Here is a 25,286-nt window from a genome sequence, read left to right as displayed (position 1 = left end):
CTAATCAATCAGGCAGGTTATTCAGCGTATAGAACATGCGATTGTTGATTAACCGTACTCCTTGATCACACGCCAGGCTGTCTATCTCAAGATCATACACATAGCCAGGCACCATTTCTTCCAGTTTCAGTGACACCTTCTTTCTATCATCTGAAATTATCACACTTTCTACCTTTACGGCCTGCTCATCAGTACGGGGAGAGCCATATTCAGCATGGTATTGATAGTAATAACGACTAAAGTGATAATTATCCGGGTCAGAGGCCCTTTCCAGATTGACCGGCCTGGTAAAGATAAGGTCAAAACCATCAGGCGTCACATGCATCCGTAGCACATCCATGGGGGTGCCTCCGTTGTAACGGATACGTTGTATGCCTTTATCCCCTACCCAGGCATAAGCGGTCTTCCCGACCCATAAGCTTCCATCCGGTCCAAACTCCATGCGATGGTTACCCAATGTGAGCCCGCTGGAATCCATAAAGCTGATGCAGGCACCCTGAAACTCACCCTGTACTTCTTCTAGCATCACCCGCATGATACGGGGATAATCCATTTCACTTACCAGTAGCTGCCCACCAAATGGGCCAAAGTCTATACTATCAGGAATCACCAATGGCTGGGTGGGTGAATCTGCCATGATATTGTGAGGGAAAAGTACCGCGGCTTTGGTACGCATGCTATCAAATGTACTGACGGCAATAGTGCTCAAATCTTTTTCCCACCCTTCTTTCCATACCAGACTGGCTATATGGCCATAATACTTTTCAGGTTCTACATGATACAGTTTGCTGGTACCCAGCCAGTCGCCCTGATTATCAGTGACAAAGAGGTTGCCCTGCTGGTCAAAGCCAATACCATCAGGTGAGCGAAAGCCGGAGGCAAAGGGTTCCAGCTTCCCTGCCTGGCTGAGCTTCATCAACCAGCCACGATAAGGTACCGGTGAAAACATCCCGTTTTCGGTATGTCCTAAAGGGTTGTAAACGCCCCTGGTCTCATCCCAGACTCCTGCATTGTTGGAAGCAGCATTCAAACCAATGATGTAGTTTCCTTCTCCGTCGGGAATAGGACCATAAGCAAATTCATGGTAGTTGCCAGAGATACCAAAGTCATCTGTTTCAGTAAGGTATTCGTCTGCTTCATCATCACCATTGGTATCTTTGAGACGGGTCAGTTCAGGGCGCTGCATCACCAGCATTTCATGATTGTTTAATGCATGTATGCCTAGTGGATCATGTAAGCCATAGGCGAAAAGCTTCCAACTCGCTGAATCCGGATTATAAAGCATCACTTCTCCCCTATGGAAAGCCACTGCCAAGCGCCCGTCAGGCAGGAAATCCATTCCACCTACTTCGGGCATCAATCCTTCAGGGAGGGGAATATCTTCAATCGTATAAAAATCACCCAGGTGCTCCTCATCCTCCTTCTCACAAGCGAAAGACAGGAAGCTACATACTAATATCAATAAAAAAAATTTTGCGTTCATATGTCAGATCTCAGGTTTCTTTTCGGTGACAATAATCGTAAATTCTTTTGCTTCTTCAGGACTCAGCTTCAGATAATCACCTTCCCATTTTCCTTTGTTTACATAAATATCAACCCCCTGCTGCTTAGGCCTGACAAACCAGATAGGTGCTTTCAAATTTTTGAACTGCATCACACGCTTCATACCGGGTTTTTCTAAAGTAGGGGTAATTCTTTCACTTACTTCCACTCCATCCAGCCTATAGCTAAAGGTAGGATACTTATTCTCCATGCGGTACCCCAGAAATTCAGGAGCAGGTATATTGTCTTTACTCCCCAATCTGAAGGGAGCCTCATTCTCTTCACGATAAAAGACTGTACCTACAATATCTGCCCTTTCTTTTCCTTTGCCGCTCCATGCTCTAGTCATATCGACAAAGCCCCCTTTCCAGAGGTAACGAAAACGGCAGGTCCCGGCATCCCAGCAGTAGCTTAGCTTATTGGTCATGCCCACGGCTATGCTCGCAGGACCGGTATCCGGCAGAAATGCACGGTACATCCTTGGAAAGGTATTGGGATAAGGATGTACAGCTTTGTTAGCTTGATTATCATCAGTATTACCTCTTCGCTGGGGAGGGATGTTTTCATCATTGGCCAGAGGAGGCATCATGTTGCTGGTGACATAGATCGCTCCATACATTATGGCTCCGTGACCGGGATAAGTACACACATAGGGATAGACACCTTCACTATCAGGCGCTGTAAACGTGAAGCTGAATTTTTCCTCCGGCTTAAGGACAGGGGCAGAAGCCAGTATCCATTCAGCATCAGGTATGAAGTTTTTAGCTTCAGCTTCACTTCCCATTTTGAGGGCCATGTCTACAATTTCTTCCCTCTTCCCGGGCTTAGTAATGACCATATTGTGTGCCATCTCATCGGTATTGATGAGTGTTATTTTGATGGTTTCGCCGGGAGACATTTTGAAACGTACCGTATCGTACTGTAAGCCAGAAATCGCTTTGATGATGATTTCACGCTTTGCCTGTTCAGGCGCTTGCTGTAGAAAGAAAGAAGAAAGTATGGCTCCCCCTCCCAGAAACAGGAAAGAAAGAAAAAAGTAATTCCGTAATGATTGCATTGTATTAGTTTCTCGTTAATAAAGGCTTATCTACTCATCAGTATTAGTCAGGCCTCAGCGTGATAATATATGAAAATTATGCCCAATTAGCTTAAATGGTCAGACTAATTTTAGTGCACTTCAAGATAGTAAGCGAAAGATAGTTACTGAGCTATAAATGACGCTCATCATTTTGTGGCATATTTCAAAAATAAAGCAAGAATATAATCCCAACCCATTTCAGAGTCCATGGCTTGCATATATTCCTCAGCGCCTTCACCGTGATTCTCAAAGTCACGATGTTCAAAAAAAAGGTTTGTACTACCGGACTTCCCTTCTTCAATTTGAATGCTTACTGTACTGGCTTTGGATGGGTCTGGTTCGGGCACTCGTTGAGGGCTGATCTGCCATTTGAAAACGATACTGTGAGGAATGTCTATTTCTGTCACCCTGCCCCAGTCCGAACGAAAACCATGAGGTCCTGTTTCAGTACAAAGGCCGTTTTTACGAGCTTCAATATTTATATTTTGCAGTTTTTCCTGTGACCAGCTATACTCCCGGGGCCACCATATACCCAGCTCATTTATAAATTTATGAAAAACCTCATCAGGAGAAAGCTCAAGTTGAAACACTCTTTTAATAGATGCCATTATTCAGAAATTTATGTACCAGTTCAAGTCCACAACCACTGATAAAAAGACGATGTTTTTTGTTAGAAAGCAACTTTTGCGTCCAGTCAACCAGGCCGCCATCAGCCAGGTCAACTTCCATCTTTTGCCTTTTTAGGTAAATTTTGAATTGTATCAGTTGGTAGTAGTCTCCACAGTCATCCTGATGGATCAGTTCCGGACTAAAAGTTAATTTGTGAAGCTGATCTTCCAGAAAAGCATGAAAAGGGTGCGCTTTATTTTTCAGGAAAAATTTGACTAACAGAGCTTCTGCTCCAAATTTTTGAGATAACAGTTTGTAATGGAAATTCAGGTGTTCAAAAAGCCGTGCAAGCTCAAAAGAGAAACTACCTGTATCAAAGCCTCCGGTCACCATACAATAAACGCCAAAGTGCGCACTAAAGGCAGGATTACTGAATGACTGCCCTCTCACATGCTGGTGTGTACTAGCGTACCTGTACAATTTACTTTTATCGTTAACATTTTTTTGTTCTTTGGCAACCTGCAATGCCAGCATGTTGGTAGCATCTGAAACGACTTCCGTACCCCGTGTAGCGCTTACTACATTATTTTGATTTACCTCTGCCACTACAGAACAAGTACCTAAAGGAGCAAGTGGAGACAGCATCAACAGTGTGAAGCCCTCTTTTTCAGCATTACCCAGCCATTCCAGTTCCAGCGTTTTATATGAAAGTGGATTAACTTCTGAAACCTTTACGAAACGATTTTCTTCAAATTGTCGGAACAGATCTGCCGGACGCAACTGATTAGCTCTTCGCTGAAAAAGATGCAGCAGATAAGAGTTAAGTTCAGAGCCTGTCAACTCTTCTTCTAACACCTTAAGTGATGATAATTGCTCTCCTTCTCTTTGAAGTTGCTTGGGAATTTTCATGCGGATGAGCGAAACGGGTTAGTGAAAAAATATCTCTTGTTAAAAAATAATTTGAGATGAAGATAAAGCTTTATGATAATTATGACAAAATGAACGTCATTGATCATCTCAGATCATTTTAATGCTTGTTTGTCTGAAATTCACTGGTTCAAATAATCGGCGAATAAAATTATTCTGTTTGCCGCATCTCACGCCATTTACAAAATGAAAAGGTATAGGACGGTATTTTGTTATTAACCGGGGTGAAAATTTTTCAGCACTTTGATGACTTCATTCTGATCAGAACATGAAGAAAGCAGCATATTTTGATATTTTTCATCTTCTGCCAACTTTTTAAGCAAAGGGTATATTGGAAGTTCCTCAACCCAGTACTTTTGGTTCAGAAAAATCATGGGGCTAGCGTAGCCAAAACTTAAATAGTGGTTTTGCGCCGCATCCTGAAAAATCTCCTGCACGGTACCTGCACTTCCGGGCGAGAAAATCACGCCTCCCTTGGCAATGGTTAACAGCCCTTCTTCTCTCACACTATTTGCAAAATACTTCGCAATACGGGAGGCAAAAGGGGTAGCCGGCTCATGACCGTAATGCCAGGTAGGAATACCAATGCTCTCATAAAGGGAATTTGGATAGGTATGCAGCACTTCAAAAGCAGAATCCAGCCAGAGTTTATCCTCATAACATGGAGCTTTTGACATGAGTTTAATTGCTGCATCTATTGTTCCTAGTGAACGTCCTGCCAACCAGGCCCCCAGATGGGTAGCTTCCATGGCACCTGGTCCACCTCCTGAAACCATCAGATATCCCATTTCCGTAAGTTGTTTGCTGAGCCGGGTGACGATATGATAATCTTCACTTGTTCTACTCAAGCTGTGCCCTCCCATGATCGCAATTACTTTTTTCTCCTCAACAGTTTTCAGAAAATCATTTAATGCATCTGTGACCGAATGATCATGTAGTCTGCGCGCCAGCGTTTCACCTATATCATGCGCTTCTTTGCCTCTGGACAAATAGTGCGTGTATACTCTGTGATCAAAAGTTTCTTCATATGAATCAGGAATGCCCAGTTCATAGCCCTCGTACAATATTTCCCGATTATACAGTTTGTTGATATAAGAATTGTAAGGCAAATTCAGTTGAGGAAAGATGAGGTTACTCTCAGGAAGGTATTTCAGTACGCTTTCAGGTATGTGGCAGCCTAAAAAAATACAGTTAACAAAATTAACGTGATGCAGTAAGTCCTGCACTTTGCTAAAGTCAAGACTCTGAAAAGCAAATTGCTTTAAGACGGAAGTTCTGCGAAGTAATTTTTTGAAAGCAGCTATTGTTTCTACCTCCTGATAGTTCATAAACCAGATGAAGTAAGCGGGTTGGACAAGTTAGATACTGAGCATGAGTGTGTGGCTTACTGGACTAACGAAGTAAGGTTGACACAAAAGTAGAACCCTGTATTATCATACATTGTTTGAATGACTTTTTACTGGCAACAACAGGCGGAAATGCTCTGTAGGTTTAGTGTTTTCGCTACCCTTGCTTAGGAAATGAAAATGTTGTTTGGCTAGTACTTTTTTAGAGGCTTGGTTCTGAGGATCAACAATGGCTACCAGCTCACTAACATGTAATGCACTCTCAGCATAATTTATAATGGTCTTCAATATCTCGGAAGCATATCCTTTTCCCCAGTATTCAGGCATCATGCCGTAACCTACCTCTGCCTGATACTCATTTAGGTAAACTAACTTAGCTATTCCAATAAAGCGCTGATGCTGCTTACTTTTCACAGAAAACAAGCCTAATTCAGGATACTTCTCATTTGTTTCCATGGCTTTAGCAAACCTCAGTTTGGTTTCTTCCAGGGTCAGTGCCCTACCAGTAATATATTTCATCACCTCATCATTCATATACCAGCGCGCATAGGCTGAAAATTCTGAATGTGTAATTTTCTTAAATAAAAGCCTATCAGATTCTAATTGCATAATTATTTTTATTCCTCCGGTACACTAACCTTAATTAGCTAATCCTTGTCAGATCTCAAAACTTCAGGGCGCCAAACTCAAATTTTGATTTTCACACTGGGTTAGATATCAAGACATTTTTTTTAGGAATAAAAAAGCTCCTCATAGCCTTTATTGCAATTTAAAGGGGCTTTTAATCATGATCATTTCAATAAATTAACTTTTTTACGAAAATATTTTTATTAAATGAACTAAATCACTACGTTTGGCGTAATGGTATTGATAATACGTTATCAATTTAATAATGTAGGGTGATGAAACTGGCAGACATGCCCTCCCGTCTCGAGGGTGGAGACAACGGTATAAACGCTGATCTTTTCAGCACTAACCGCTCCGTGGAGGTTCGACCCCTCCCCCTACAGCTAATAAAGAAGACAAGCTCTTATGGGCTTGTTATTGCAACCTGAAGGATATTTGGATGATAGTCATTACAACAAATCAACTTATTTGCGAAAACATTTTCATTAAATGAACTGAATTGCTACGTTTGGTGTAATGGTATTGATAATACGTTATCAATTTAATAATGTAGGGTGATGAAACTGGCAGACATGCCCTCCCGTCTCGAGGGTGGAGACAACGGTATAAATGCTGATCTTTTCAGCACTAACCGCTCCGTGGAGGTTCGCCCCCTCCCCCTACAGCTAATAAAGAAGACAAGCTCTTATGGGCTTGTCTTTTTTTATGCATGAAATCAGTAATGCCTAATCTTCCATAATCAAGCAATAAATCCGGGAGTAGTATTTCTAAGCTTACATTCTAGAAAGGCTTTTAAGAAAGAAAATGATGTTTCCCTCTAAACTGTACATGAAAGCATTGAGCTTGGCATTAAAAGATATGGATGGCTAACCCCTTGCCCCTTAACTTTTGCATTTGAACAGAAATAACCAAAAAGAGTGTACAAAAAAAAGCACTTACAAGAATTAACTCGTAAGTGCTTGATTTTTAAGAGCCCCCTGTCGGATTCGAACCAACGACCTACTGATTACAAGTCAGTTGCTCTGGCCAGCTGAGCTAAGGAGGCTTAAAGGACTGCAAATATAGAAATACACTCTATTCACTGCAACCCTTCACTGAAAAAATTATCGCATATTTTCTATGATATCTAATTGTGATTTAAGGTGCTCCAATTCTGCAACAGCATCTTCAATTTTTTGCTCATATTCCTTTTTCAGCTTATCGGCCTGCTTTGAGTTGGCGAAGAAGCTGATATTGTTTTTCCATAAAGAAATATCCTCTTCCAATTTGCTAATCTTTTTCCTCAATGAAGACTCCTTGTGATCAAGCTTTCTCTCAGCCCTGGGCGTCCCCTTGATTGTTGTCACTTCTAACTCTAGTTTAAGGTCTTCTTTCTGCTGCGCATCAAGTCCCTTGATAGACTTCATAAAGCTTTCCACAGCTTTCTCAAACCGCTGGTTAATCCTCTTGATGGCATTGCGAGGCACAAAGCCTATTTCAGCAAATTCTTCACTCAGTTCCTGAAGCTTATCTGTATCAGATGAGCCTTCTTTGGCTATATTTTCTATCTCCGTACAAATAGCTTCTTTCGCTTCCAGGTTGTTCTCATAAGAAGATTCAAGCTCCTGATTATTTTCTCGCTTTCTCTCAAAGAATGTGTCACAGGCAGATTTGAAGCGCTGATATACTTCATTCCTAACTTTTTCAGGCACAGGACCTATGTCTTTCCATTCCCTTTGCAGCCTTTTTAGCTCATTTGCGGTTTTCTGCCAATCTGTGCTCTCCTTAAGACTTTCAGCTTTCTCTACCAGTTGTTCTTTCTTCTCTAAATTAACTTCCCTCTGAGCGTCAAGCTTTTTAAAGAAGTTTCCTTTATTAGAAAAGAACTGCTTAAAGTTTGACCAGAACTTTTTATTTACCTCTTTGGCTTTCTCTCTGGGCATAGGACCGATAGCATCCCAGCGTTTCTGCAAGGCCTGTATCTCTTTGGTCTTTTGGTTCCATTCCCGAATGCTTTCACTGTCAAATGTAGTAAAGCCTGCAACCTCATCACAAAGCCTGAGCTTTTGTTCCAGATTTTTATTCAGCTCTTCTTTGAACTGGTCTACATATTCCCTTCTTCTTTCATGAATCTTATCTGAAGCAGACTTAAAACGCTGCCAGAGCGCTTCCTGATCCTCTTTAGGAACCGGACCAATATGCTTGTACTCTTCATGTAGTTCGTCCAGTTCGCGCAGCACCTTTTTGATGTCAGTGTCATCCACTAACATTTCAGCCTTTTCACATAGTGCAAGCTTTGCTTCCATGTTTTTCCTGCGATCCAGCTCTTTGAGCTCAAAATAAATACTACGATTATCGTAGAAGCGGTGAATCAGTGCGTTGTAATTGGCCCATAGGGTTTTATTATGTTGCGGAGGTACCGGCCCGATGGAACGCCATTCATTCTGTAGCTCTTTAAGTTTATTGATACTTACCTGTGTTTCTTCACTGTCAATAAACTCTCTGAGGCGGTTTAGTATATCCTGCTTAGCTTCATAATTCTTATTTCTGTCCTGACCTAGCTTGGCATAATAACTGGCTTTCTTTTCTTTGATAAAACGGAAAGATTGATAAAATTGCTCACTCAGCTCATCAGATTTATACTCAAAACCATCTTTCTCCCCACCATCATTGAGATACTTCTTTAAGGCGTTTTCTTTGATCTCCGCTTCCAGTTCATCAAATGCTGATTTCATTTCCTGCGCATGGGCATCAGCTTTCTTTACATTCTCGTTTTTAAGCTGCTCATTAATGGCCTTCACCAGCTCCTCACGGGACAAACTACCATAGTCTATTTCTTCATCATGATCATCCTCCTCTTCTTTAGGATGATGGATATCGTGTTCTTCACCTTTGTCAACATCAGAAGCATCCTCAGGCTCATCAGTAGTAGTATCAGCTTTTACTTCTTCAGCAGTTTCTTTTTCTCCACCTGGAGACTTTTCCTGAACACTTTCTGAGGTGGTTTGCTCCTGCTTTTGCTCTACTGCTTCTGCCTGAGATCCATTTGAAGTCCTTTCTTCTGAGCTTTCAGCTTTTTGGCTCTCAGCTTCTTCGCTTTCATTAGTCTTACTCTTTGGCGCAGCACTAGCAGATGTGTCATCTGCTAATGACTCAGTCTTACTATCCTCTTCCGACAAAGCTTCAGCTTGTGAGTCTTTATTCTCACCTTCAGTGGAAGACGAGCTAGTTTCCTCTTTATTATTGGCATCTTCAGCTTGTTCGGTGGTAGTAATGTTAACTTCTTCCTGCTTCTTATTTTCAGAGCCCTCTGACATAAGCTATATATATTAGTTCTTAAGAATAAAGCCCAAAATTAGCAAAATGATTCAATTTAAGCGCGGGTCAATAGGATAATTTGAAAGCATACGGTACTTCCCTCCCATATTACTTAGTACATCTCTCCAGAGGCCTGATGGAGAAGAACTAAATATATCATCAGGGCTAGCTTGCTTATATACTATCCATGAACCATCTTCCAACTCATATTCTAATTGTTTGGGTGACCAGCCGGAATACCCTACAAAAAATATAAAATCCTGAGGGTTAAGCTGTTTCGTATTGATCATTGACAGGAGTTGCTCAAAATCTCCCCCCCAGTAAATACCGTTTGCAATTTCCTGACTACCCTGTAATTTCTCTCCCATCCTATGTATAAAATGCAGGGTATCTTCCTGTACAGGACCACCTTTGTGAAGAACCTTTTCAAAACCATTGACTTCTTCTATCACATTTGACAAATGTAGTTCTATAGGTTTGTTTAAGACAAACCCTAAAGATCCATCTTTATTATGTTCGCATAAGAGGATCACCGAACGCTCAAAATTGGGATCAGGAAGAAAAGGTTCTGATATTAATAAATCACCTTTTGTCGGTTTAATGTAAGATGGCATACAAATTTAAATTTATCTTCCGAACAACATGAAGCATACAATAATGAAAAGGTTTACTCATATTGACAAAAAATTGATCTATGCTTTTTCATTACGATCAAATTAAGAAATACTAAAAACCTATGATGTCAGCGCTATTACCCTTATGAATAAGATTAACCGCTAATTCCTTAAAAAAGAAATTTATTACCTCATTCGCTAAAATGTTTATCACTTTTAACATAGTTTTTGATCATTTATTATTGCCACAAAAAACTTCAAGAAGAAATTATGTATGATTTTGTTTTTGCGGTAGCATACTTAAAACTAAGTGATTCGTAATGAAAAAGTTAGCTACACCAGATACTATGATTTCAATAAGTTTTTTGAAACTGAGATACTTAATATACAATATCTAAAGAGCAATACGTGGCATAGCCCAACATTTTGCAAAACGTATATTCAAAACTAATATTACATTAGATCAATATAACTGCTTACCGATAAGATCAAGACAATGAAGAACAAACAGTTAGCTACGCTACTGGCTTTTACGCTGGGTGCTTTTGGTGTTCATCGCTTTTATCTCAAACAAAACAAGTATGGCTGGTGGTATCTGGCTTTTTTCTGGACACTCCTCCCTATGTTCATTGGTTTCATAGATGGGTTTGTATTTCTGTTTATGAGTTATGCAGTCTTCAACCGTAAGTATAGCCTTCGGCATGTGTTTAAGAAAAAGTATCAGGATGATGATGATATACTTGACTTTAATATGAACGAAAACCTTGAAGAAGAACTGCTAGGCAAACTCATGGAAATAAATGATATAGACAAGGTGAAAGTATTTCTAAAAAATGCTAAAGAAAACGGTGAGTACCTACCTCGTAAAGTTTATAATGAGGCCATAAGAAAAATTTCAGGGGAACCTAACATTTATGAGAAGACACTTGACATACAATAAAAAAATGCGTAGCTAGAAATTATCTTCAGCAAGATTTTAATATTCATTACAACCGGGCATCGAGGGTATTATTGGCTGATCCCTAAATTTACTTACTGATTTTAGTTCTGGTATTTTTTTTATTTGTTAATATTTAATTTGCTTAGCATCATATTTTTCTCGGCAAAAGAAAATAAAATCACTTTTAGTAAACAATCAACAAACTTTTGCCATATTGACAATTAGCCTTACATTGTACTGAGGATTTAAGTATTTGTGTGTGTAAGCAAGTATATAATTATAGATTGAGGCAAAATTAAACTTAATATTATGCCGACACTTAGCGTATCCATAGATAGGGGCACAGAAAAAAAATTTGAGATATTACTGAATGAATATGGATATGAATTCAGTAAGCATTACAATCATCATGGCTCCGATGATGAAGACGAAGTATTTTTTGTACTCACTTCAGATGATGAGTTTGACTTGGTAGAATTAGGTATTCTAAATGAATATGCCCGACAGTCACAAAAGCTGGAAGATATAGAAATGGAAAATTACCGCCGAATCGCTACCGATAAGAAGTCAGGCCCCGTCAAAGATAAGTCTCTGATCAAATCTTATAAACACGCAAATTGATCAAAAAAAAACTGCCTCAGGTATACCCCAAGACAGTTATGATTATAATTGAGATTCCCTGAACTTATACTGATGGTTCCCAACCAGGAGCATAATCTCTCGCCCACAACTTCATAGCCTCATCACTATCTTTTACGTGACCATTTTTAGGATCTATTTCTAAAGTTTCTCCTAACTCCTGGGCCATATTACCTAAATGACACAGCAAAACACTTTTATGACCTTCTTCTATAGGTGAGTTTTGTTCTGCTCCGGTACGAATGGCATCCTGGAAGTTCACAATATGTAATGCGGTGAGCTGATCACCTCCCACGGTGTCCATGGTGGCATTCTTGGTTTCAGGAGTAACTTCCCTCACTTTTTTGTTGTCCATGTCATATAGCACATAACCATTCCTGTCAATGATCATGGTTCCTTCAGTACCGTAGATTGCAGAACCACGCCCCCTACCCTCTACAGGACGACCATTACAACTTCTGCCTTCCCAGGTAATTGTTTTCTCTCCTTCAAAGTCATAGTTGGCAATCTGGGTATCATAAAACTCCCAGTCATCATTATAGTGGTAACGACCACCGTGTGAACTTACCCTTACCGGGTAGTCTACACCTAGTGCCCAACGACAGATATCTATCTCGTGGGTTCCGTTATTACAGATTTCTCCGGTGCCCCAATGTTTGAACCAGTGCCAATTATAGTGAATCAGGTTATCCTGATAAGGCATTCGGGGAGCAGGGCCCTGCCATAAATCATAATTAAGCCATGCAGGTACATCTACTTTCTTTCCATTACCGATAGGTCCACGCGTATTTGCATACCATGCTTTGGCGAAGTAAGGCGTACCAATGACCCCTTTATTAATTTCGTTGATCGCCTCAATAGACTCCCTCGCAGAACGCTGCTGATTACCCATCTGAACAATTTTTCCGTACTTCTGCTGCGCTTCTACCAGCATCTCACCTTCTTTAGGGTTATGTCCGCAGGGTTTTTCAACATAGACATGCTTGCCTGCCTGAAGTCCCATAATGGCGGCGGGTGTATGCCAATGATCGGGAGCGGCAATGACCAAAGCATCTACGTCTTTGTCATCCAAGGCTTCCCGGAAGTCAGCAATACCTTTAGGTTTTTTCTTTTGCTTACCCGCTTTCATCGTAATCTCAATTCCCTTGGCAACGGCTCTCTCATCCACATCACAGATATAGGCTACTTCATAACCATCCAAGCGTGCGAATTCACCTGTTAAAGCACTTCCTCTACCATTCAGCCCCATGATGGCTACTCTTATTTTTTCATTAGGTGCATTTTTTCCGTATACCGGAAAAAATCCTCCGGCTACACTCAATCCCACTCCTGCAGCGCTTGCAGATTTCACAAAATCTCTACGGTTAAGTTTGTTCGACATGTTCAATTAATTATTGTTAGCAGTAAATATCATTATAAAAAAATAAGATGCATATCATATAATTTACTAAAAATTATAGCTAATCATGCCTCTTATTGCAATACTGCCAAAATTTACAAAAATATGGCGAAACTTGCATTACAGACTTTTTCTCATGATGAAAATATGGCTTGGGCGAATACAATCTTTCCTATAGCTTTGCGGAAAAAACGAAAACTATGATCATCTGGACGCTACCTATAATAGCTGCCCTTACAGGATATATTACAAATTACATCGCCATCAAAATGCTGTTTCACCCCCGGAAGAAAGTAAAAGTTCTCTTTCTTGAAATTCAGGGGATCTTTCCAAAACGACAAAACAAACTGGCTGAGAAGCTTGGAAAAATTGTAGCCGATGAACTTTTCTCCATTGAAGATGTAAAACAGAGCCTTCAGAAGCCCGGGAATACAGAAGAAATTGAAACCATCGTTAATACCCGACTGGATGATTTTCTGGAGAATCGCCTTCCTGAAGTAATGCCCATGCTGGCAATGTTTATGAATGAAGAGCTTAAACAAAAAATAAAAGGCACTTTACTGGCTGAAGTAGAACTTATGCTTCCTGAATTGATTGATCGATTTATCGGTAAAATTGAGCAGGATGTGGACGTGGAAAAAACCGTATACGAAAAAGTAGTTAACTTTTCTACGGACAAACTGGAGAGTATCCTTTATTCTATCATGAGCAAAGAGTTTAAGTTTATTGAAATTCTCGGGGGTGTCTTGGGTTTTATGATCGGACTGATACAAATCGCTATTTTGCAGCTTCAGTAAATCAAATTTCAAGTACCTGCATGTTTTCAGTGTCAAAGAGGTAAGCTTTTGCAGTATATCCTATTTGCTTTAGGGTTTGTGAAGCTAACTTCAGGGTGGAGAGAGATTCCTTGTCTTCTTTATCTTCATGGTATTGGATGGCTACAGCTAACTGCCCTTCAAGTAGGAGGCGATCAAGCTGTATTAATTTTCCATGCTTAGCTGATAGAGAGGCTTTCAAGTATATTTTATCATAAGTTTCACTGTACCACTCTTTTAGCGGAGCAGCCTCCAAAGCTTTCAGAATTTTGTGTGAAACCAATGTTTTCTCTTCTTCACTCATTCCTCTTTCAAAATGCACCTTTTCTAAGACCTGCTGGAGATCTGAAAATTTGCGCAAATTTGCCAGCACATCTTTTATGATAATCGCATGATTGGTCTTCATTCCTCCTTCCGCATCTATGGAAAAGAAACCTTTTGCCAGGGACCTGACCGTTAGCCGGTTTCTCCATCGTTCCGTAGGATAGGTGTTCATCTTCAAAGCCGATGCTTCAGCAGGTGATTTTTGGCCTTTTTTCTGTTGAAATCCCCCCAGTGTAAATAGTCTTGATTCCTGGTTCCAGGCAGCTTTCATCGCTTCATCATCAGAGAGCGAATTGCATGCCTCAAAGAGCGCATTGGCTACAGAGTTCACTGTAACACCACTTTTACTTACCGATGGTGCTGAAAAGGTATAGAGCGCTTCTTCTGCACGGGTAAAAGCGACATAGAGCAAATTTAGGTTGTCAATGTAGGCTCTGAGCATTTCCTGATAATAGTCCAGATTGAAGTAGGTATCTGAAAGTTTACTTCCATAGCGCATAGGCATTAACCCAAACTGATCAAAAGGCCTGGCTTGAGTCTGTGTCCATATGATATTATCCTGTCCACTGCGGTGGTCAAGCTCCCAATCACAAAAGGGGATGATAACAACCTTAAACTGTAAGCCCTTTGCCTTATGGATCGTTAGTATTCGCATGGCATCCACATCTTCAGAAACTCTTACCGAAGTCTCTTTACCTTTCTCATCCCACCACTGAAGAAAAGTATACAGATCACCACTATCCTGCCCACTATATGTTAAGACAGCATCCTGAAAAGCCTGAATGTAAGCCAGTTCGTCATGCATTAGATTCAAGCCGAAGATACTGACCAGATTTTCAACCAATTCGTAGAGGGGTAATTTGTTCAAATAATTGAAGCGCTTAGCAAAAGACTCAGGCAGCCAATCAAAAAACAGCGAAGGATTATCAGACTCATCATCAGCAGCAGAAGTAACAAATACCTCATGAAGCTGATCTGAGCTAATATCATATCGCTGTAATTTACGGTACTTATAGACCGCACTGGCTTTCGCGATTACGTCGTCCTGATTATCCAGTATGCGTAACAGATCAATAAGCAAGCTCACACTGAGGGAGGCATCCAGAAATAAAGATTCAGAAGAAATAACTTCATAGCTATATCCATCCTTGGCTCTGCCTTCCCCTTTGTATGCCATTAAGGTATCCACTACTTCTTTTCCTGCTTTTTTGTCTCTGACCAGAAAAGCAATATCCCGCAGGGCGAATCCCTGATCCTGTAGTGATTCCACCAGTGCAGGTAGTTTTTGTTTTACCTGTTCTTTCCAGTGCAAGCTTTTTTCACCATCCTCGGCCTCTGTTTTTTTATCCAGCATTTCCATATGCACATAACCCGGCAAGCTGTCGGATTTAAGCTTTATTTCCGGAAGCTTTTGCTGTACGTCCGCATAAGCATGGGTAATAATGTCAGCTTTGGAGGTTAATAAAGCCCTGTCTTCTTCTTTTAAGTGCTGTAGCTTTTCAGAAATCGCTTCCTGTATGATGGTGGGTAAGGTAGAAAACAGCCAATTGTTAAAGTTTACAATATTTTTACTGCTCCTGAAATTCATATCCAGTTTGAAGGAAGCAGTGTTCCAGGGAGCAATATCATCCTGAATTTTTTCCAGCAAAAGCTGCCAATCACCTCCGCGCCAGCGGTAAATAGATTGCTTAACATCACCTACTACCAGGTTTCTATAACCAGAATCCAGGCTATTCTCTATCAGGGGACGGAAGTTATTCCACTGCATTCCGGATGTATCCTGAAACTCATCTATCAGAAAGTGCTGAAAGCTGCTGCCAATTTTTTCATAAATAAAGGGCGTCTCATCCTTACCGATAATTTCTTTGAGAAAGACAGTAGCATCAGAGATCAGCATCAGATCATTTTCCTTCTTATACTCATCCAGTTTATGCGAAAGGTCCCGTAAAATTCCGTAAGCATATATGAACTTAAGGAGTTGTAGCGCGGATTGGTAATTAATAAATTCACGGTCATAGAGAGATACCGCTTTATGTAAAATGCCCTGCAGGCCAAGAGCGACAACTTCCTGAATTTCTTCTTTTTTCTTAGATGACTTAGTAGCCCATTTCTCTGCATCTTCAGCCGCGTCTCTCGCTCTTTTTTTTGGGTCAAAGTCTGTTTTTTCTACCAGGCGTACAAAATACCCCCCTACCCCACTTTTACCATATGCAAAGTCTACAAAGCTCAAGCCGTGCTTTTCCATCATGTGCAGGCCTTCTTTGCCAAAGCTTTGCATGCTGCTTTCAAAGGTCTTGACGATGGCCTTAAGTTGAGAAAGTACATTTTGGTAATGCAAATGCCCCTGCCCCTGAGCACCACTATCCTGCTGGAGTTTATATTCCTCTTTAAACAATTCTCCAGCAAGCTGCTTTAAGTCACGCCGAAAATCCCAAACCTTACCTGACTCTACTTTTTCCTCAGAAAAACGGACCAGCCACTCCTTGAGCAATTGTTGCTCAGGTGCTCCTATTTCATTCAGCAACTGGTCAATGACCTCGTCCAGTACTTTATCCTGATCCAGTTCAATGGCGAAGCCTGCCTGTAAGCCCAGCTCCCGGGCAAAAGCCCGAATCACTTTCTGGAAAAAAGAGTCTATGGTCATTACTGAAAAGTAGGAGTAGGCATGCAGAATGTTAGCAAGCACCAGCCGGGAACGTTCTTGCAGCGCCATACTTTCCAATCCGGTAGCTGGCTCCAGCATAGCACTGAGCGTAGCATTACTGCCGTGACTCAGTTCGTAAAGAAATTGAATGATTCGTCCTTTCATCTCCCGGGTAGCCTTGTTGGTAAAGGTAACCGCCAGGATACTCCTAAACGCTGCCGGACTTTGGAGCGCCAATTTGAGGTACTCCAGGGCTAGTGTAAATGTCTTACCCGAACCCGCTGAGGAACGGTAGATGATAAAGGGCTTTTCCATACTAAATGCAATCTCTCTCAGCAAATAAATGGAAATCAATTACCCTTTACAAATGCTATTTACTATGCGAACCGGTGCATTTGTTTCTTGGATTCGGTTTTTTTATTATGTGAAAAAAAAGTGAACAAGCTATGCAACACCTATTAAAATTTCTATCAATATTTCTTTGGTTTTCATTTACACTCGCCTGTACCCCTCCCTCGGAAAAACCAAATGAGGATGCACAAGCAGAAAACAATTATGAAGACTTTCAGATCAGCAGCGGCACCAATATTTCACATTGGTTATCGCAAAGCCAGAGAAGAGGAGAGGCCAGAGAAAATTTCTTTCAGCAGGAGGATGTGGCTTACCTGGCTAGCCTGGGATTTGACCACTTAAGATTCCCGCTTGATGAGGAACAAATGTTTGATGAAGCTGGCAACAAAGAGGAAGAAGCTTTTCAGTTGCTTCACAACGCACTGAGCTGGTGCAGAGAAAAGAACCTGAGAGCCATCGTTGATCTGCATATTCTTCGCTCTCATCATTTCAACGAAGAAGAAAAACCTTTGTGGACCGACCCTGCCGCGCAGGAGAAATTTATTGAACTATGGCGCTCTTTTTCTGAGGAGCTAAGTCAGTACCCCAACGGCATGCTGGCCTACGAACTTATGAATGAGCCGGTCGCTGATGATGCGGATGAATGGAATCAACTGGTTGCCAAAGCCTTTGCGGCCATCAGAGAATTAGAACCTGAAAGAACAATTGTGATTGGTTCCAATCGTTGGCAATCAGCTGATACTTTTGATGCACTGGAAGTGCCAGCCAATGATGACAATATCCTGCTTAGTTTTCATTTTTATGAGCCATTTCTGCTCACACATTACCAGGCCAGTTGGACAGACCTGGCAGATTATAACGGACCGGTTCACTATCCGGGCCCTCTGGTAACGGCTGAAGAAATGGAAGCACTTTCACCCTCGCAACAGGATATGGTTGACCACCGCATGCGGACATATACGCGGGACACATTGGAACAAATGATGCAAAAGCCATTGCGTGTAGCACAGCAAACTGGTTTACCGCTCTACTGTGGCGAATGGGGTGTAATTACTAAAGCGCCGGAAGAAGCCCGTTTACAATGGTATCGTGACATGCTGGATATTTTTGAAAAGAATGGAATCGCGTATGCCAACTGGGATTACAAAAGCGGCAGCTTTGGTTTGGTAGAAGATGATGGCTCTGAAAATACTGAACTCGTCCAGATTATTTCATCAGAATAGTTGCTTTCACAGGCTACTCACAAACTAATGAGGGCAGTATTCGTTTCAGTAAAGATTAGTTTATGAAATTGTAAACATGACTGAGTTTAATGCCTATATAGCGGTGATTGCTACCTCTGTGATCATCATTCTATCATATTTGTTTAATGTAATCTCTAAAAAAACCAATATACCCAGTGTATTACTACTGATTATACTAGGCGTAGCCTTGAAGTGGATTTCGGCGGAGTTCGGTATTTTTAGCGGAGACTCTCTGATGAAGATACTGGAGATACTGGGCATCGTAGGTCTTACCATGATTGTGCTGGAAGCTGCCCTTGACCTGGAGCTTAGTAAAGATAAGTGGCCGCTCATCTGGAAATCGTTTTCCATAGCGCTTTTAGCATTAGGAATAGGTACGATTGCTTCTGCTTATGTCATACAGTACTTTTATATTGACGATTTTTTTAAAGCCACCGTGTACGCTGTACCGCTCTCAATAATGAGCAGTGCCATCGTGATTCCCAGTGTAGGGGCACTGGATGAACACAAAAAGGAGTTTATGGTATATGAAGCTACTTTCTCTGATATTCTGGGGATTATGCTTTTCTATTTCCTGATCGGTAATGCTGATACTACGGATACCCACCTCATTGTTTGGGATGTAGTCAGCAATATCCTGATTACCATTACGCTCTCTATCGTTATCAGCTATGGTTTGGTGTTGATCTTTCAGAAACTGGATACACAGGTTAAGCTATTCCTCCTGATTTCAGTACTTTTATTATTGTACTCAATTGGTAAGCTTTTCCACCTATCCTCACTTATCATCATACTGATCTTTGGGTTAGTACTGAACAACCACAAGCTTTTCTTTTTTGGCAAATTCAAGAAAATGCTGGATAGTTCATCGGTAAACAGCATTTTGCACAATTTCCGTTTGGTGACGATGGAGTCCGCTTTTGTGGTGCGCACCTTCTTTTTTGTCATTTTCGGTATGACCATAACCCTGGCTACACTGTTCAATGTAAGGGTAGCAATAGTCAGCTTAATTCTGTTAGGAATTATGTATGGACTGAGGTTCGTACTGCTCAAATTATTTGTTCGAAAAGATATTTTGCCCCAGCTTTTCATTGCGCCCAGGGGGTTGATAACCATCTTGCTGTTCTTTGGCATTCCAACGAACTTACAGGAACCCATATTCAATACGGGTGTTTTACTTTTTATCATCCTTATTACCAGCATTGCCATGACACTAGCGCTGGTACTGAGTGGTAATAAGATAGAGCCGTACGAAGATTTCGCGAGTAACTACTGGCAGCAGGTAGATAAAGAGATTGACCGTATTGAGACAAATGATAAGAACCACAGTGACAAAGATGAAGAGAACAGGAAGAGAGAAATTATATAATTAGTTGATTATCAGCTTATTAAATTCAAACAATTATATATTTTTGTTGTTATACTAGTAATATTGCGCAAAGGCAATATTCTATTTTTTTACACTTAATATTTTTTAATTATGGATACTAAAGTGAAAGACATACAAAAAAAACTGGAAGCATTGTGGAAAGAACATGAAGCTAACGCTATCACAGATGATGATGGTGAATATGTTCGTTTGAAAGGTGTGAACTTATCTGATCAAGGATTAGACATTCAGGATACCCGTACACCGGGAAACCAGAGCCTTTCTCCTACTTCTGATACACAGTACGATAATTACTTTTTAAGAGGAAGTGGGAATGATATCAGGCTATTCAGGAACAGAGATTACAAAAGAAACGTATAAAAAATGTAAGGGGGCTTCGGCTCCTTTTTTAATTTTTTTTGAAAAGAGTTTTCAATTATCGGAGAGATAACTACATTTGCAACTCCAAAACGCAACCGTAGCTCAATTGGATAGAGCGTCTGACTACGGATCAGAAGGTTGAGGGTTCGACTCCTTCCGGTTGCACACTTTAAAAAAGCCACTCTTAAGCTTCGTCTTTTGAGTGGCTTTTTTTATTCCTTTTCTTAGGATATCAATTTGCTTTTTGGCTTTCTTTTTTTCGCCTTAACAATTCTTTATTTACTTCCTTTAGAATTTCTTTCAGTTTTAATATTCCTTCAGGTACAGAATAAGCATTTTTTTGATTGAGAAAACCTGACATAACATAAAACTTCTTTAGTCCCTGTATGATATTCCAAGGATTTACTTCTGACTCTATTTCTGAGGATAACTGTGTATGAAGCTTTTCAAGGTCAAGATTGGAAAGCTTCACAATTGATCCTCTATCTTCAGATGTCAAAATTTTATTTATCATGATGCATTATATTTTAACCAACCTTTCAATATAAAAACATCTATTAATTTTTTATTCAATAATTGTAACCTTCCTGAATTTTCAGAGTGTCTGTGATGATTTGCATGGTCAGTCGTTTTTTATTTACTACCCAACCATTCCACCGACATGCTGAAAACTATTTCAAAATCGCGCTGAGAAGCCTGCTGAAAAACAAAGTTTTTACTTTCATCAATATTCCGGGACTGGCGATTGGTATTGCTGTTTGAAAAGAAGCTCAAAGCCGACGTGGAACGGGAAAAGAACTTTCCAAGTTCCAAAAAGAGTTAAATACGCTCATTGCGAGCATTAGAGTAAAAGTGGAGCATACTATTGCTGGTGTAAAAGACTTAAATTGTCCGTAATCAAATAAGATTACACGGATGGCAGAAAAGGGACAGGGTGATGAATATCGCTTGTGGATTGCATAACCTTAGATGTCAGCGATGGGCAGTATAAAAATTAACCGTAATAAACTCTAATCTTATGCTGTCTTATCCACGGTATTTACTTTTAATAGATTATTGAAGCAAAATTCTGTATGTTTAATATTCAGCCCTTCAACACACCCTCAAGTCTGGATTGTAAAGAAAATAAACATGAAAACCTCCGAAGATCATCGCAATACAACTGAATGGGCTTTGGCGCATGTTGACGGTATATCTTTTGTTGGTAGTTTACAAAAATTCATGCTTGCGAATAGAGTAACCGGACGTGCCCACGCACTGTATTTTGCTGGTGGAGGAGCGACATTGGGTTTTAGTAAGCCAAAGGGACAATCAGCAAACCCAAAAAATCTAAGTTATACCAGTTTTAAAACAAAAAAACCAGTGCAATTTAGTGATTTTGATGGCCGTGGTGCACGTATTACATCAATTCGCTTACCAATATATTCTAAAACCTATTTTATTATTTACGATGGACTTAATCCTTTGGGGAAGAAATTAGCAAAGATTACAATGGGGGGATTTGAGCTACCTCAACTCAAATTAGAGGGTCAGGCTTTTGTGAATGGTGCCATAGTTGTTGAGTATGGAGATGGAAAACGTCATGGGACAATAAAACATGTCTTAGATTTACCTGATGAAGACTTTGGCCCTCCTCCTCCTCGTGAACCTTACTTTTCTATAAAACCCTTTGAAAAACCATTGATGGTTCTTCCTGGAGATGTAATGTTTGACTTTGATAGTCATGAATTAAAGACAAGTGCCTTTTTGGTTTTAAAAAGTGCTTTGACCTCAATTGAAATGCGTGATTACCAGGAGGTAATAATTCAAGGCCATACAGACTCTGTTGGGGGAGAAAGTTACAACATGGATCTTTCCATTAGACGGGCAAGAGCAGTAAAACAATGGCTAATTCAAAACGGATGTAAAGGTGCCCAACATTTTATAGTAGATGGTAAGGGTGAAAGCCAGCCAAGAGTAAATAATGATTTTTGCGATAGCAGGGAAAAGCAGCAAAAAGCAAATAATAGTTTTTCCCATGGAAGGGATAATAAAAAAGGTCATATCCAGAAAGGCTGTGCCCAGAATCGTAGGGTTGAAATACGGTTTGTATATTAATTCAATTTAGGTGTACATTTTATAGTTGTATCCTTTTGATGTATGCTAATTAGAAAATTGTATCAAGAGTATAATTGGATATTCTAAAAGCCAAAAACTAAAAGCTTAATCAAGCTCAACCTAGAAATTATACCCTAGACCGTGTTCACATACTAGTCTAGCGCATTGAAAATTAATATTATGTATTCATTCTCCGCCGAAGTTTGTGTCTCACAAAATTTCTGGAAACCTTCAATATTAGATTTCTATGTTCGGCACTACAATGTCAACACGGCCTAGTTTTCACCTAGCTATCACCGATCTCTCCGCTCCTTTAGATCAACATCAAGTTGAACTTAAATCACTACTAACACTCAGGTTTCAGACCTTCCTCCATTCACGAATCTATGCACCATGAAGTATAATAGTTAAATCAGTAATTTTTGTTGCTCAAATCCTTCTATCCACAGTTTATTGAATAAATACATTCTACTTTGTAACCTTTCCAAATTTCCGGAGTGTCTGTAATGATTTGCATGGTCAGTCGTTTTCTAATTACTACCCAACCATTCCACCGACATGCTGAAAAACTATTTCAAAATCGCGCTGAGAAGCCTGCTGAAAAACAAAGTTTTTACTTTCATCAATATTCTGGGGCTGGCGATTGGTATTGCAGCCTGCCTGCTTATCCTTCAGTATGTGCAGCAGGAATTGAGTTATGATGACTTCCATGTTAACAAAGAAAACCTCTACCGCGTCAAGCAAAACCGCTATAACAAAGGTGTACTGACTACGGAATGGGCTGCTGGCTGTGGCGCTGCCGGCTATGAACTCAAGGAAGGTTTTGCTGAGGTTGAAGCATACGCCACGCTCCGCCCCACCGATGGCGTAGTAATTTACAAACAGGCGCCAAATGGACCGGTCAGTTTCAAGGAAGAAAAAATATTTTTTGCAACAGCCTCTTTTCTTCCTATGTTCTCCTTTGACCTTCTGGATGGAGATGAAGAGACCGCCTTGGTGGAGCCTTATAAAGCTGTCATCTCAGCCTCTGCCGCCCAACGGTATTTTGGGGCTGAAGACCCGCTAGGCAAACGCATCAGTGTCAATGATGAGCATGAATACGAAATCAGCGGCGTATTCCGGGACATTCCGGAAAACTCACATCTGAAATTTGATTTTCTTTTCTCCTACTCCACCTTCACTGGCTGGGCAGGTGAAGAAGTAGTGACCGCCTGGCAATGGGATGGTTTCTATACTTACCTACAACTTAAAGATGGTACTGACCCAAAGGCTTTAGAAGAGAAATTTCCCGCGCTAATCCAAGCTAAAGCAGGTGAAGACTTAGTCGAATATGACGCAGATATGAAGTTTATTTTACAGCCTCTCACTGATATTCACCTGTATTCCAATTTCATGATGGAAGCGGAAGTCAATGGGGATGGAGAAGCTGTATATGCTTTACTGATCATCTCTATTTTTATCATCATCATCGCCTGGGTCAATTATATCAATCTGGCTACTGCTAAATCAGTAGACCGTGCCAAAGAAGTTGGGATACGCAAGGTAATGGGCTCACAGCGCACGCAACTCATTCGCCAGTTTATGGCTGAATCCGTCTTGCTCAATATATTGTCAGTTATCATTGCTATTCTGCTGGTGTTGCTTTCTTACCGCTACTTTAGCAGCCTGATCGGACAGGAACTTACCTTATCAATTTTCAGTAGTGCTTCTTTCTGGTGGTTTTTATCAGGCATCTTTGTCATTGGCGCGTTCTTCTCAGGGGTTTATCCCGCTTTTGTGCTCTCTGCTTTCAAGCCTGTGCAGGTATTGAAAGGAAAAATGAGTACTTCTAAAAATGGTGTGCTACTAAGAAAAACGCTTGTCATCTTACAGTTTGCCGCCTCAGTTTTTCTGATTGCGGGTACACTCGTCGTTTATCAGCAAATCATGTACATGCAGGATCAGGAATTGGGTGTAGCCATTGATCAGACACTAGTCATTGAAGCTCCCAGCGTAGTAGATGACTCGGTTTATGCTGAGCGAGTAGAATCATTCAAAGCAGCGCTTACTGCTAACTCTTCTATCAAAGCTGCTACCGCCTCTACTACTGTACCAGGCAACAAACCGGGCTGGAATGCGGGAGGCATCCGCTTATTGTCAGAAGATGATAGTGAGAGTAACCAGTATCGGGTGATAGGCATTGATTATGACTTTTTGGAGGCCTTCCAATTAGAAACTGTGGCAGGAAGAAATTTCTCTCGTGACTTTGGCACCGATGAAGGTGCAGTGCTTTTTAATGAATCTGCGGTAAAACTCATCGGATTTAATGAGGCAGAAGCCGCACTCAGCGAAGAGATATTCTTCTGGGGCGATACTTTCAAAATCGTGGGGGTTGTCAAAGACTATCATCAGGAGTCACTTAAAGCAGATTTTGATCCACTTATTTTCCGACTCATTCCCGCCAGCAGAAGCTTTTTCTCGCTCAAGGTAGAAACTGCTAAGCTTTCAGAAATTATCGCTACTACCCATGCGGTATGGGATAATTATTTTCCCGGAAATCCTTTCAGCTATTTCTTCCTGGATGATCATTTCAACCAGCAGTATGAAGCGGATCTGCGTTTTGGGCAAACTTTCGGCTTCTTTGCACTACTCGCTATTTTCGTGGCATGCCTGGGCTTATTCGGACTTTCCTCATTCATGGCTGTACAGAAAACCAAAGAAATTGGCATCAGAAAAGTGCTAGGCTCCTCGGTTACCGGTATTGTGGCTTTACTTTCTAAGGATTTTGTACGCCTGGTGATGATCGCCAGTCTGTTAAGCTTACCCCTTGTATATTTTGTGATGCAATCCTGGCTGGATGATTATGCGTTTCGCATTGAAATTGCCTGGTGGCTATTACTCAGTCCAGTAATTATCGTACTTTTTATCGCCTTGTTTACCATCAGTTTTCAGACCATCAGAGCAGCGCTAGCCGATCCGGCTAAGTCGCTCCGCTATGAATGATGTATAGGACCGTATGTATATATAGAAAGCTAATGCAAAGAGTCTTTGCGTTTCATTGCAA

Annotated in this window: 19 protein-coding genes and 2 tRNA genes; 9 read left to right on the top strand and 12 right to left on the bottom strand. The window is 40.7% G+C overall.

Features of this window, described 5'->3' with window-relative positions; translation table 11 throughout:
• Positions 1 to 4 precede the first annotated feature (4 nt).
• The 9 genes from OKW21_RS06555 to OKW21_RS06515 form a co-directional block, all read right to left on the bottom strand.
• Positions 5 to 1,483 carry a DUF7133 domain-containing protein gene (locus OKW21_RS06555; RefSeq protein WP_277478466.1) on the bottom strand — a complete coding sequence of 493 codons (1,479 nt, stop codon included), beginning with the start codon at positions 1,481 to 1,483 and terminating at the stop codon, positions 5 to 7.
• A gap of 3 nt (positions 1,484 to 1,486) precedes the next feature.
• A complete protein-coding gene (locus tag OKW21_RS06550; protein WP_277478463.1) occupies positions 1,487 to 2,599 on the bottom strand; it encodes a plastocyanin/azurin family copper-binding protein in 1,113 nt (370 codons plus the stop codon).
• A gap of 167 nt (positions 2,600 to 2,766) precedes the next feature.
• On the bottom strand, positions 2,767 to 3,228 hold the full coding sequence (locus OKW21_RS06545; protein ID WP_277478461.1) for an SRPBCC domain-containing protein: 462 nt from the start codon (positions 3,226 to 3,228) through the stop codon (positions 2,767 to 2,769).
• Positions 3,215 to 4,138: a hypothetical protein gene (locus OKW21_RS06540; protein WP_277478459.1), complete on the bottom strand. Its 924-nt coding sequence runs from the start codon at positions 4,136 to 4,138 to the stop codon at positions 3,215 to 3,217. Before OKW21_RS06540 ends, OKW21_RS06545 begins: the two co-directional genes overlap by 14 nt.
• Positions 4,139 to 4,371: 233 nt before the next feature.
• Positions 4,372 to 5,484 carry an LOG family protein gene (locus tag OKW21_RS06535; protein ID WP_277478457.1) on the bottom strand — a complete coding sequence of 371 codons (1,113 nt, stop codon included), beginning with the start codon at positions 5,482 to 5,484 and terminating at the stop codon, positions 4,372 to 4,374.
• A 105-nt stretch (positions 5,485 to 5,589) separates the two neighbouring features.
• Positions 5,590 to 6,111 carry a GNAT family N-acetyltransferase gene (locus tag OKW21_RS06530; RefSeq protein WP_277478456.1) on the bottom strand — a complete coding sequence of 174 codons (522 nt, stop codon included), beginning with the start codon at positions 6,109 to 6,111 and terminating at the stop codon, positions 5,590 to 5,592.
• Between the two features lie 989 nt (positions 6,112 to 7,100).
• Positions 7,101 to 7,174 (bottom strand) — tRNA-Thr (locus tag OKW21_RS06525).
• A 58-nt stretch (positions 7,175 to 7,232) separates the two neighbouring features.
• Complete coding sequence (locus tag OKW21_RS06520) at positions 7,233 to 9,425, bottom strand: DUF349 domain-containing protein (RefSeq protein ID WP_277478453.1); 2,193 nt, start codon at positions 9,423 to 9,425, stop codon at positions 7,233 to 7,235.
• Positions 9,426 to 9,476: 51 nt separating this feature from the next.
• Positions 9,477 to 10,040, bottom strand: a complete 564-nt coding sequence (locus tag OKW21_RS06515; RefSeq protein ID WP_277478452.1) for a YqgE/AlgH family protein — start codon at positions 10,038 to 10,040, stop codon at positions 9,477 to 9,479.
• A 496-nt stretch (positions 10,041 to 10,536) separates the two neighbouring features.
• Here OKW21_RS06515 and OKW21_RS06510 point away from each other — a divergent pair, with 496 nt between their 5' ends.
• Positions 10,537 to 10,980, top strand: a complete 444-nt coding sequence (locus tag OKW21_RS06510; RefSeq protein ID WP_277478450.1) for a TM2 domain-containing protein — start codon at positions 10,537 to 10,539, stop codon at positions 10,978 to 10,980.
• A gap of 309 nt (positions 10,981 to 11,289) precedes the next feature.
• Positions 11,290 to 11,601, top strand: a complete 312-nt coding sequence (locus tag OKW21_RS06505; RefSeq protein ID WP_277478449.1) for a hypothetical protein — start codon at positions 11,290 to 11,292, stop codon at positions 11,599 to 11,601.
• Positions 11,602 to 11,665: 64 nt separating this feature from the next.
• Here OKW21_RS06505 and OKW21_RS06500 read toward each other — a convergent pair whose 3' ends face one another.
• A complete protein-coding gene (locus tag OKW21_RS06500) occupies positions 11,666 to 13,000 on the bottom strand; it encodes a Gfo/Idh/MocA family protein (RefSeq protein WP_277478447.1) in 1,335 nt (444 codons plus the stop codon).
• 218 nt (positions 13,001 to 13,218) lie between these two features.
• Here OKW21_RS06500 and OKW21_RS06495 point away from each other — a divergent pair, with 218 nt between their 5' ends.
• On the top strand, positions 13,219 to 13,815 hold the full coding sequence (locus OKW21_RS06495) for a DUF445 domain-containing protein (protein ID WP_277478445.1): 597 nt from the start codon (positions 13,219 to 13,221) through the stop codon (positions 13,813 to 13,815).
• Between the two features lies 1 nt (position 13,816).
• Here the strand turns inward: OKW21_RS06495 and OKW21_RS06490 are convergent, their stop codons facing one another.
• Positions 13,817 to 17,116 (bottom strand): UvrD-helicase domain-containing protein, encoded by a 3,300-nt coding sequence (locus OKW21_RS06490; RefSeq protein WP_277478443.1) that lies wholly within the window; start codon positions 17,114 to 17,116, stop codon positions 13,817 to 13,819.
• Positions 17,117 to 17,247: 131 nt separating this feature from the next.
• Between OKW21_RS06490 and OKW21_RS06485 the strand changes: the two genes are divergently transcribed.
• The 4 genes from OKW21_RS06485 (at position 17,248) to OKW21_RS06470 (ending at position 20,311) form a co-directional block, all read left to right on the top strand.
• Positions 17,248 to 18,375 carry a glycoside hydrolase family 5 protein gene (locus OKW21_RS06485; RefSeq protein WP_277478442.1) on the top strand — a complete coding sequence of 376 codons (1,128 nt, stop codon included), beginning with the start codon at positions 17,248 to 17,250 and terminating at the stop codon, positions 18,373 to 18,375.
• Positions 18,376 to 18,451: 76 nt separating this feature from the next.
• Positions 18,452 to 19,765, top strand: coding sequence for a cation:proton antiporter domain-containing protein (locus OKW21_RS06480; protein WP_277478440.1), 1,314 nt, complete (start codon positions 18,452 to 18,454; stop codon positions 19,763 to 19,765).
• 111 nt (positions 19,766 to 19,876) lie between these two features.
• Complete coding sequence (locus OKW21_RS06475) at positions 19,877 to 20,146, top strand: hypothetical protein (RefSeq protein ID WP_277478438.1); 270 nt, start codon at positions 19,877 to 19,879, stop codon at positions 20,144 to 20,146.
• Between the two features lie 91 nt (positions 20,147 to 20,237).
• Positions 20,238 to 20,311, top strand: a tRNA-Arg gene (locus OKW21_RS06470).
• A 67-nt stretch (positions 20,312 to 20,378) separates the two neighbouring features.
• On the opposite strand, the gene OKW21_RS06465 is transcribed toward OKW21_RS06470, so the two are convergent.
• Positions 20,379 to 20,660 (bottom strand): hypothetical protein, encoded by a 282-nt coding sequence (locus OKW21_RS06465; RefSeq protein WP_277478436.1) that lies wholly within the window; start codon positions 20,658 to 20,660, stop codon positions 20,379 to 20,381.
• A gap of 617 nt (positions 20,661 to 21,277) precedes the next feature.
• Between OKW21_RS06465 and OKW21_RS06460 the strand changes: the two genes are divergently transcribed.
• Both OKW21_RS06460 and OKW21_RS06455 read left to right on the top strand, forming a co-directional pair.
• The gene (locus OKW21_RS06460; RefSeq protein WP_277478435.1) at positions 21,278 to 22,243 is read left to right on the top strand and encodes an OmpA family protein; all 966 of its coding nucleotides are present in this window, start codon (positions 21,278 to 21,280) and stop codon (positions 22,241 to 22,243) included.
• Positions 22,244 to 22,801: 558 nt separating this feature from the next.
• Positions 22,802 to 25,225 carry an ABC transporter permease gene (locus OKW21_RS06455; protein ID WP_277478434.1) on the top strand — a complete coding sequence of 808 codons (2,424 nt, stop codon included), beginning with the start codon at positions 22,802 to 22,804 and terminating at the stop codon, positions 25,223 to 25,225.
• Positions 25,226 to 25,286 lie beyond the last annotated feature (61 nt).

The organism is Catalinimonas alkaloidigena, from assembly GCF_029504655.1.
Taxonomy (GTDB): Bacteria; Bacteroidota; Bacteroidia; order Cytophagales; family Cyclobacteriaceae; genus Catalinimonas; species Catalinimonas alkaloidigena.
The sequence above is the reverse complement of the archived record's forward strand: the minus strand, read 5'-3'. Positions and strand labels throughout refer to the sequence as shown.

Bases quoted from the DNA above. Each gene is read 5' to 3' on its own strand.
- OKW21_RS06555 (WP_277478466.1), bottom strand. From the start codon at position 1,483: ATGAACGCAAAATTTTTTTTATTGATATTAGTATGTAGCTTCCTGTCT.
- OKW21_RS06550 (WP_277478463.1), bottom strand. From the start codon at position 2,599: ATGCAATCATTACGGAATTACTTTTTTCTTTCTTTCCTGTTTCTGGGA.
- OKW21_RS06545 (WP_277478461.1), bottom strand. From the start codon at position 3,228: ATGGCATCTATTAAAAGAGTGTTTCAACTTGAGCTTTCTCCTGATGAG.
- OKW21_RS06540 (WP_277478459.1), bottom strand. From the start codon at position 4,138: ATGAAAATTCCCAAGCAACTTCAAAGAGAAGGAGAGCAATTATCATCA.
- OKW21_RS06535 (WP_277478457.1), bottom strand. From the start codon at position 5,484: ATGAACTATCAGGAGGTAGAAACAATAGCTGCTTTCAAAAAATTACTT.
- OKW21_RS06530 (WP_277478456.1), bottom strand. From the start codon at position 6,111: ATGCAATTAGAATCTGATAGGCTTTTATTTAAGAAAATTACACATTCA.
- OKW21_RS06520 (WP_277478453.1), bottom strand. From the start codon at position 9,425: ATGTCAGAGGGCTCTGAAAATAAGAAGCAGGAAGAAGTTAACATTACT.
- OKW21_RS06515 (WP_277478452.1), bottom strand. From the start codon at position 10,040: ATGCCATCTTACATTAAACCGACAAAAGGTGATTTATTAATATCAGAA.
- OKW21_RS06510 (WP_277478450.1), top strand. From the start codon at position 10,537: ATGAAGAACAAACAGTTAGCTACGCTACTGGCTTTTACGCTGGGTGCT.
- OKW21_RS06505 (WP_277478449.1), top strand. From the start codon at position 11,290: ATGCCGACACTTAGCGTATCCATAGATAGGGGCACAGAAAAAAAATTT.
- OKW21_RS06500 (WP_277478447.1), bottom strand. From the start codon at position 13,000: ATGTCGAACAAACTTAACCGTAGAGATTTTGTGAAATCTGCAAGCGCT.
- OKW21_RS06495 (WP_277478445.1), top strand. From the start codon at position 13,219: ATGATCATCTGGACGCTACCTATAATAGCTGCCCTTACAGGATATATT.
- OKW21_RS06490 (WP_277478443.1), bottom strand. From the start codon at position 17,116: ATGGAAAAGCCCTTTATCATCTACCGTTCCTCAGCGGGTTCGGGTAAG.
- OKW21_RS06485 (WP_277478442.1), top strand. From the start codon at position 17,248: ATGCAACACCTATTAAAATTTCTATCAATATTTCTTTGGTTTTCATTT.
- OKW21_RS06480 (WP_277478440.1), top strand. From the start codon at position 18,452: ATGACTGAGTTTAATGCCTATATAGCGGTGATTGCTACCTCTGTGATC.
- OKW21_RS06475 (WP_277478438.1), top strand. From the start codon at position 19,877: ATGGATACTAAAGTGAAAGACATACAAAAAAAACTGGAAGCATTGTGG.
- OKW21_RS06465 (WP_277478436.1), bottom strand. From the start codon at position 20,660: ATGATAAATAAAATTTTGACATCTGAAGATAGAGGATCAATTGTGAAG.
- OKW21_RS06460 (WP_277478435.1), top strand. From the start codon at position 21,278: ATGAAAACCTCCGAAGATCATCGCAATACAACTGAATGGGCTTTGGCG.
- OKW21_RS06455 (WP_277478434.1), top strand. From the start codon at position 22,802: ATGCTGAAAAACTATTTCAAAATCGCGCTGAGAAGCCTGCTGAAAAAC.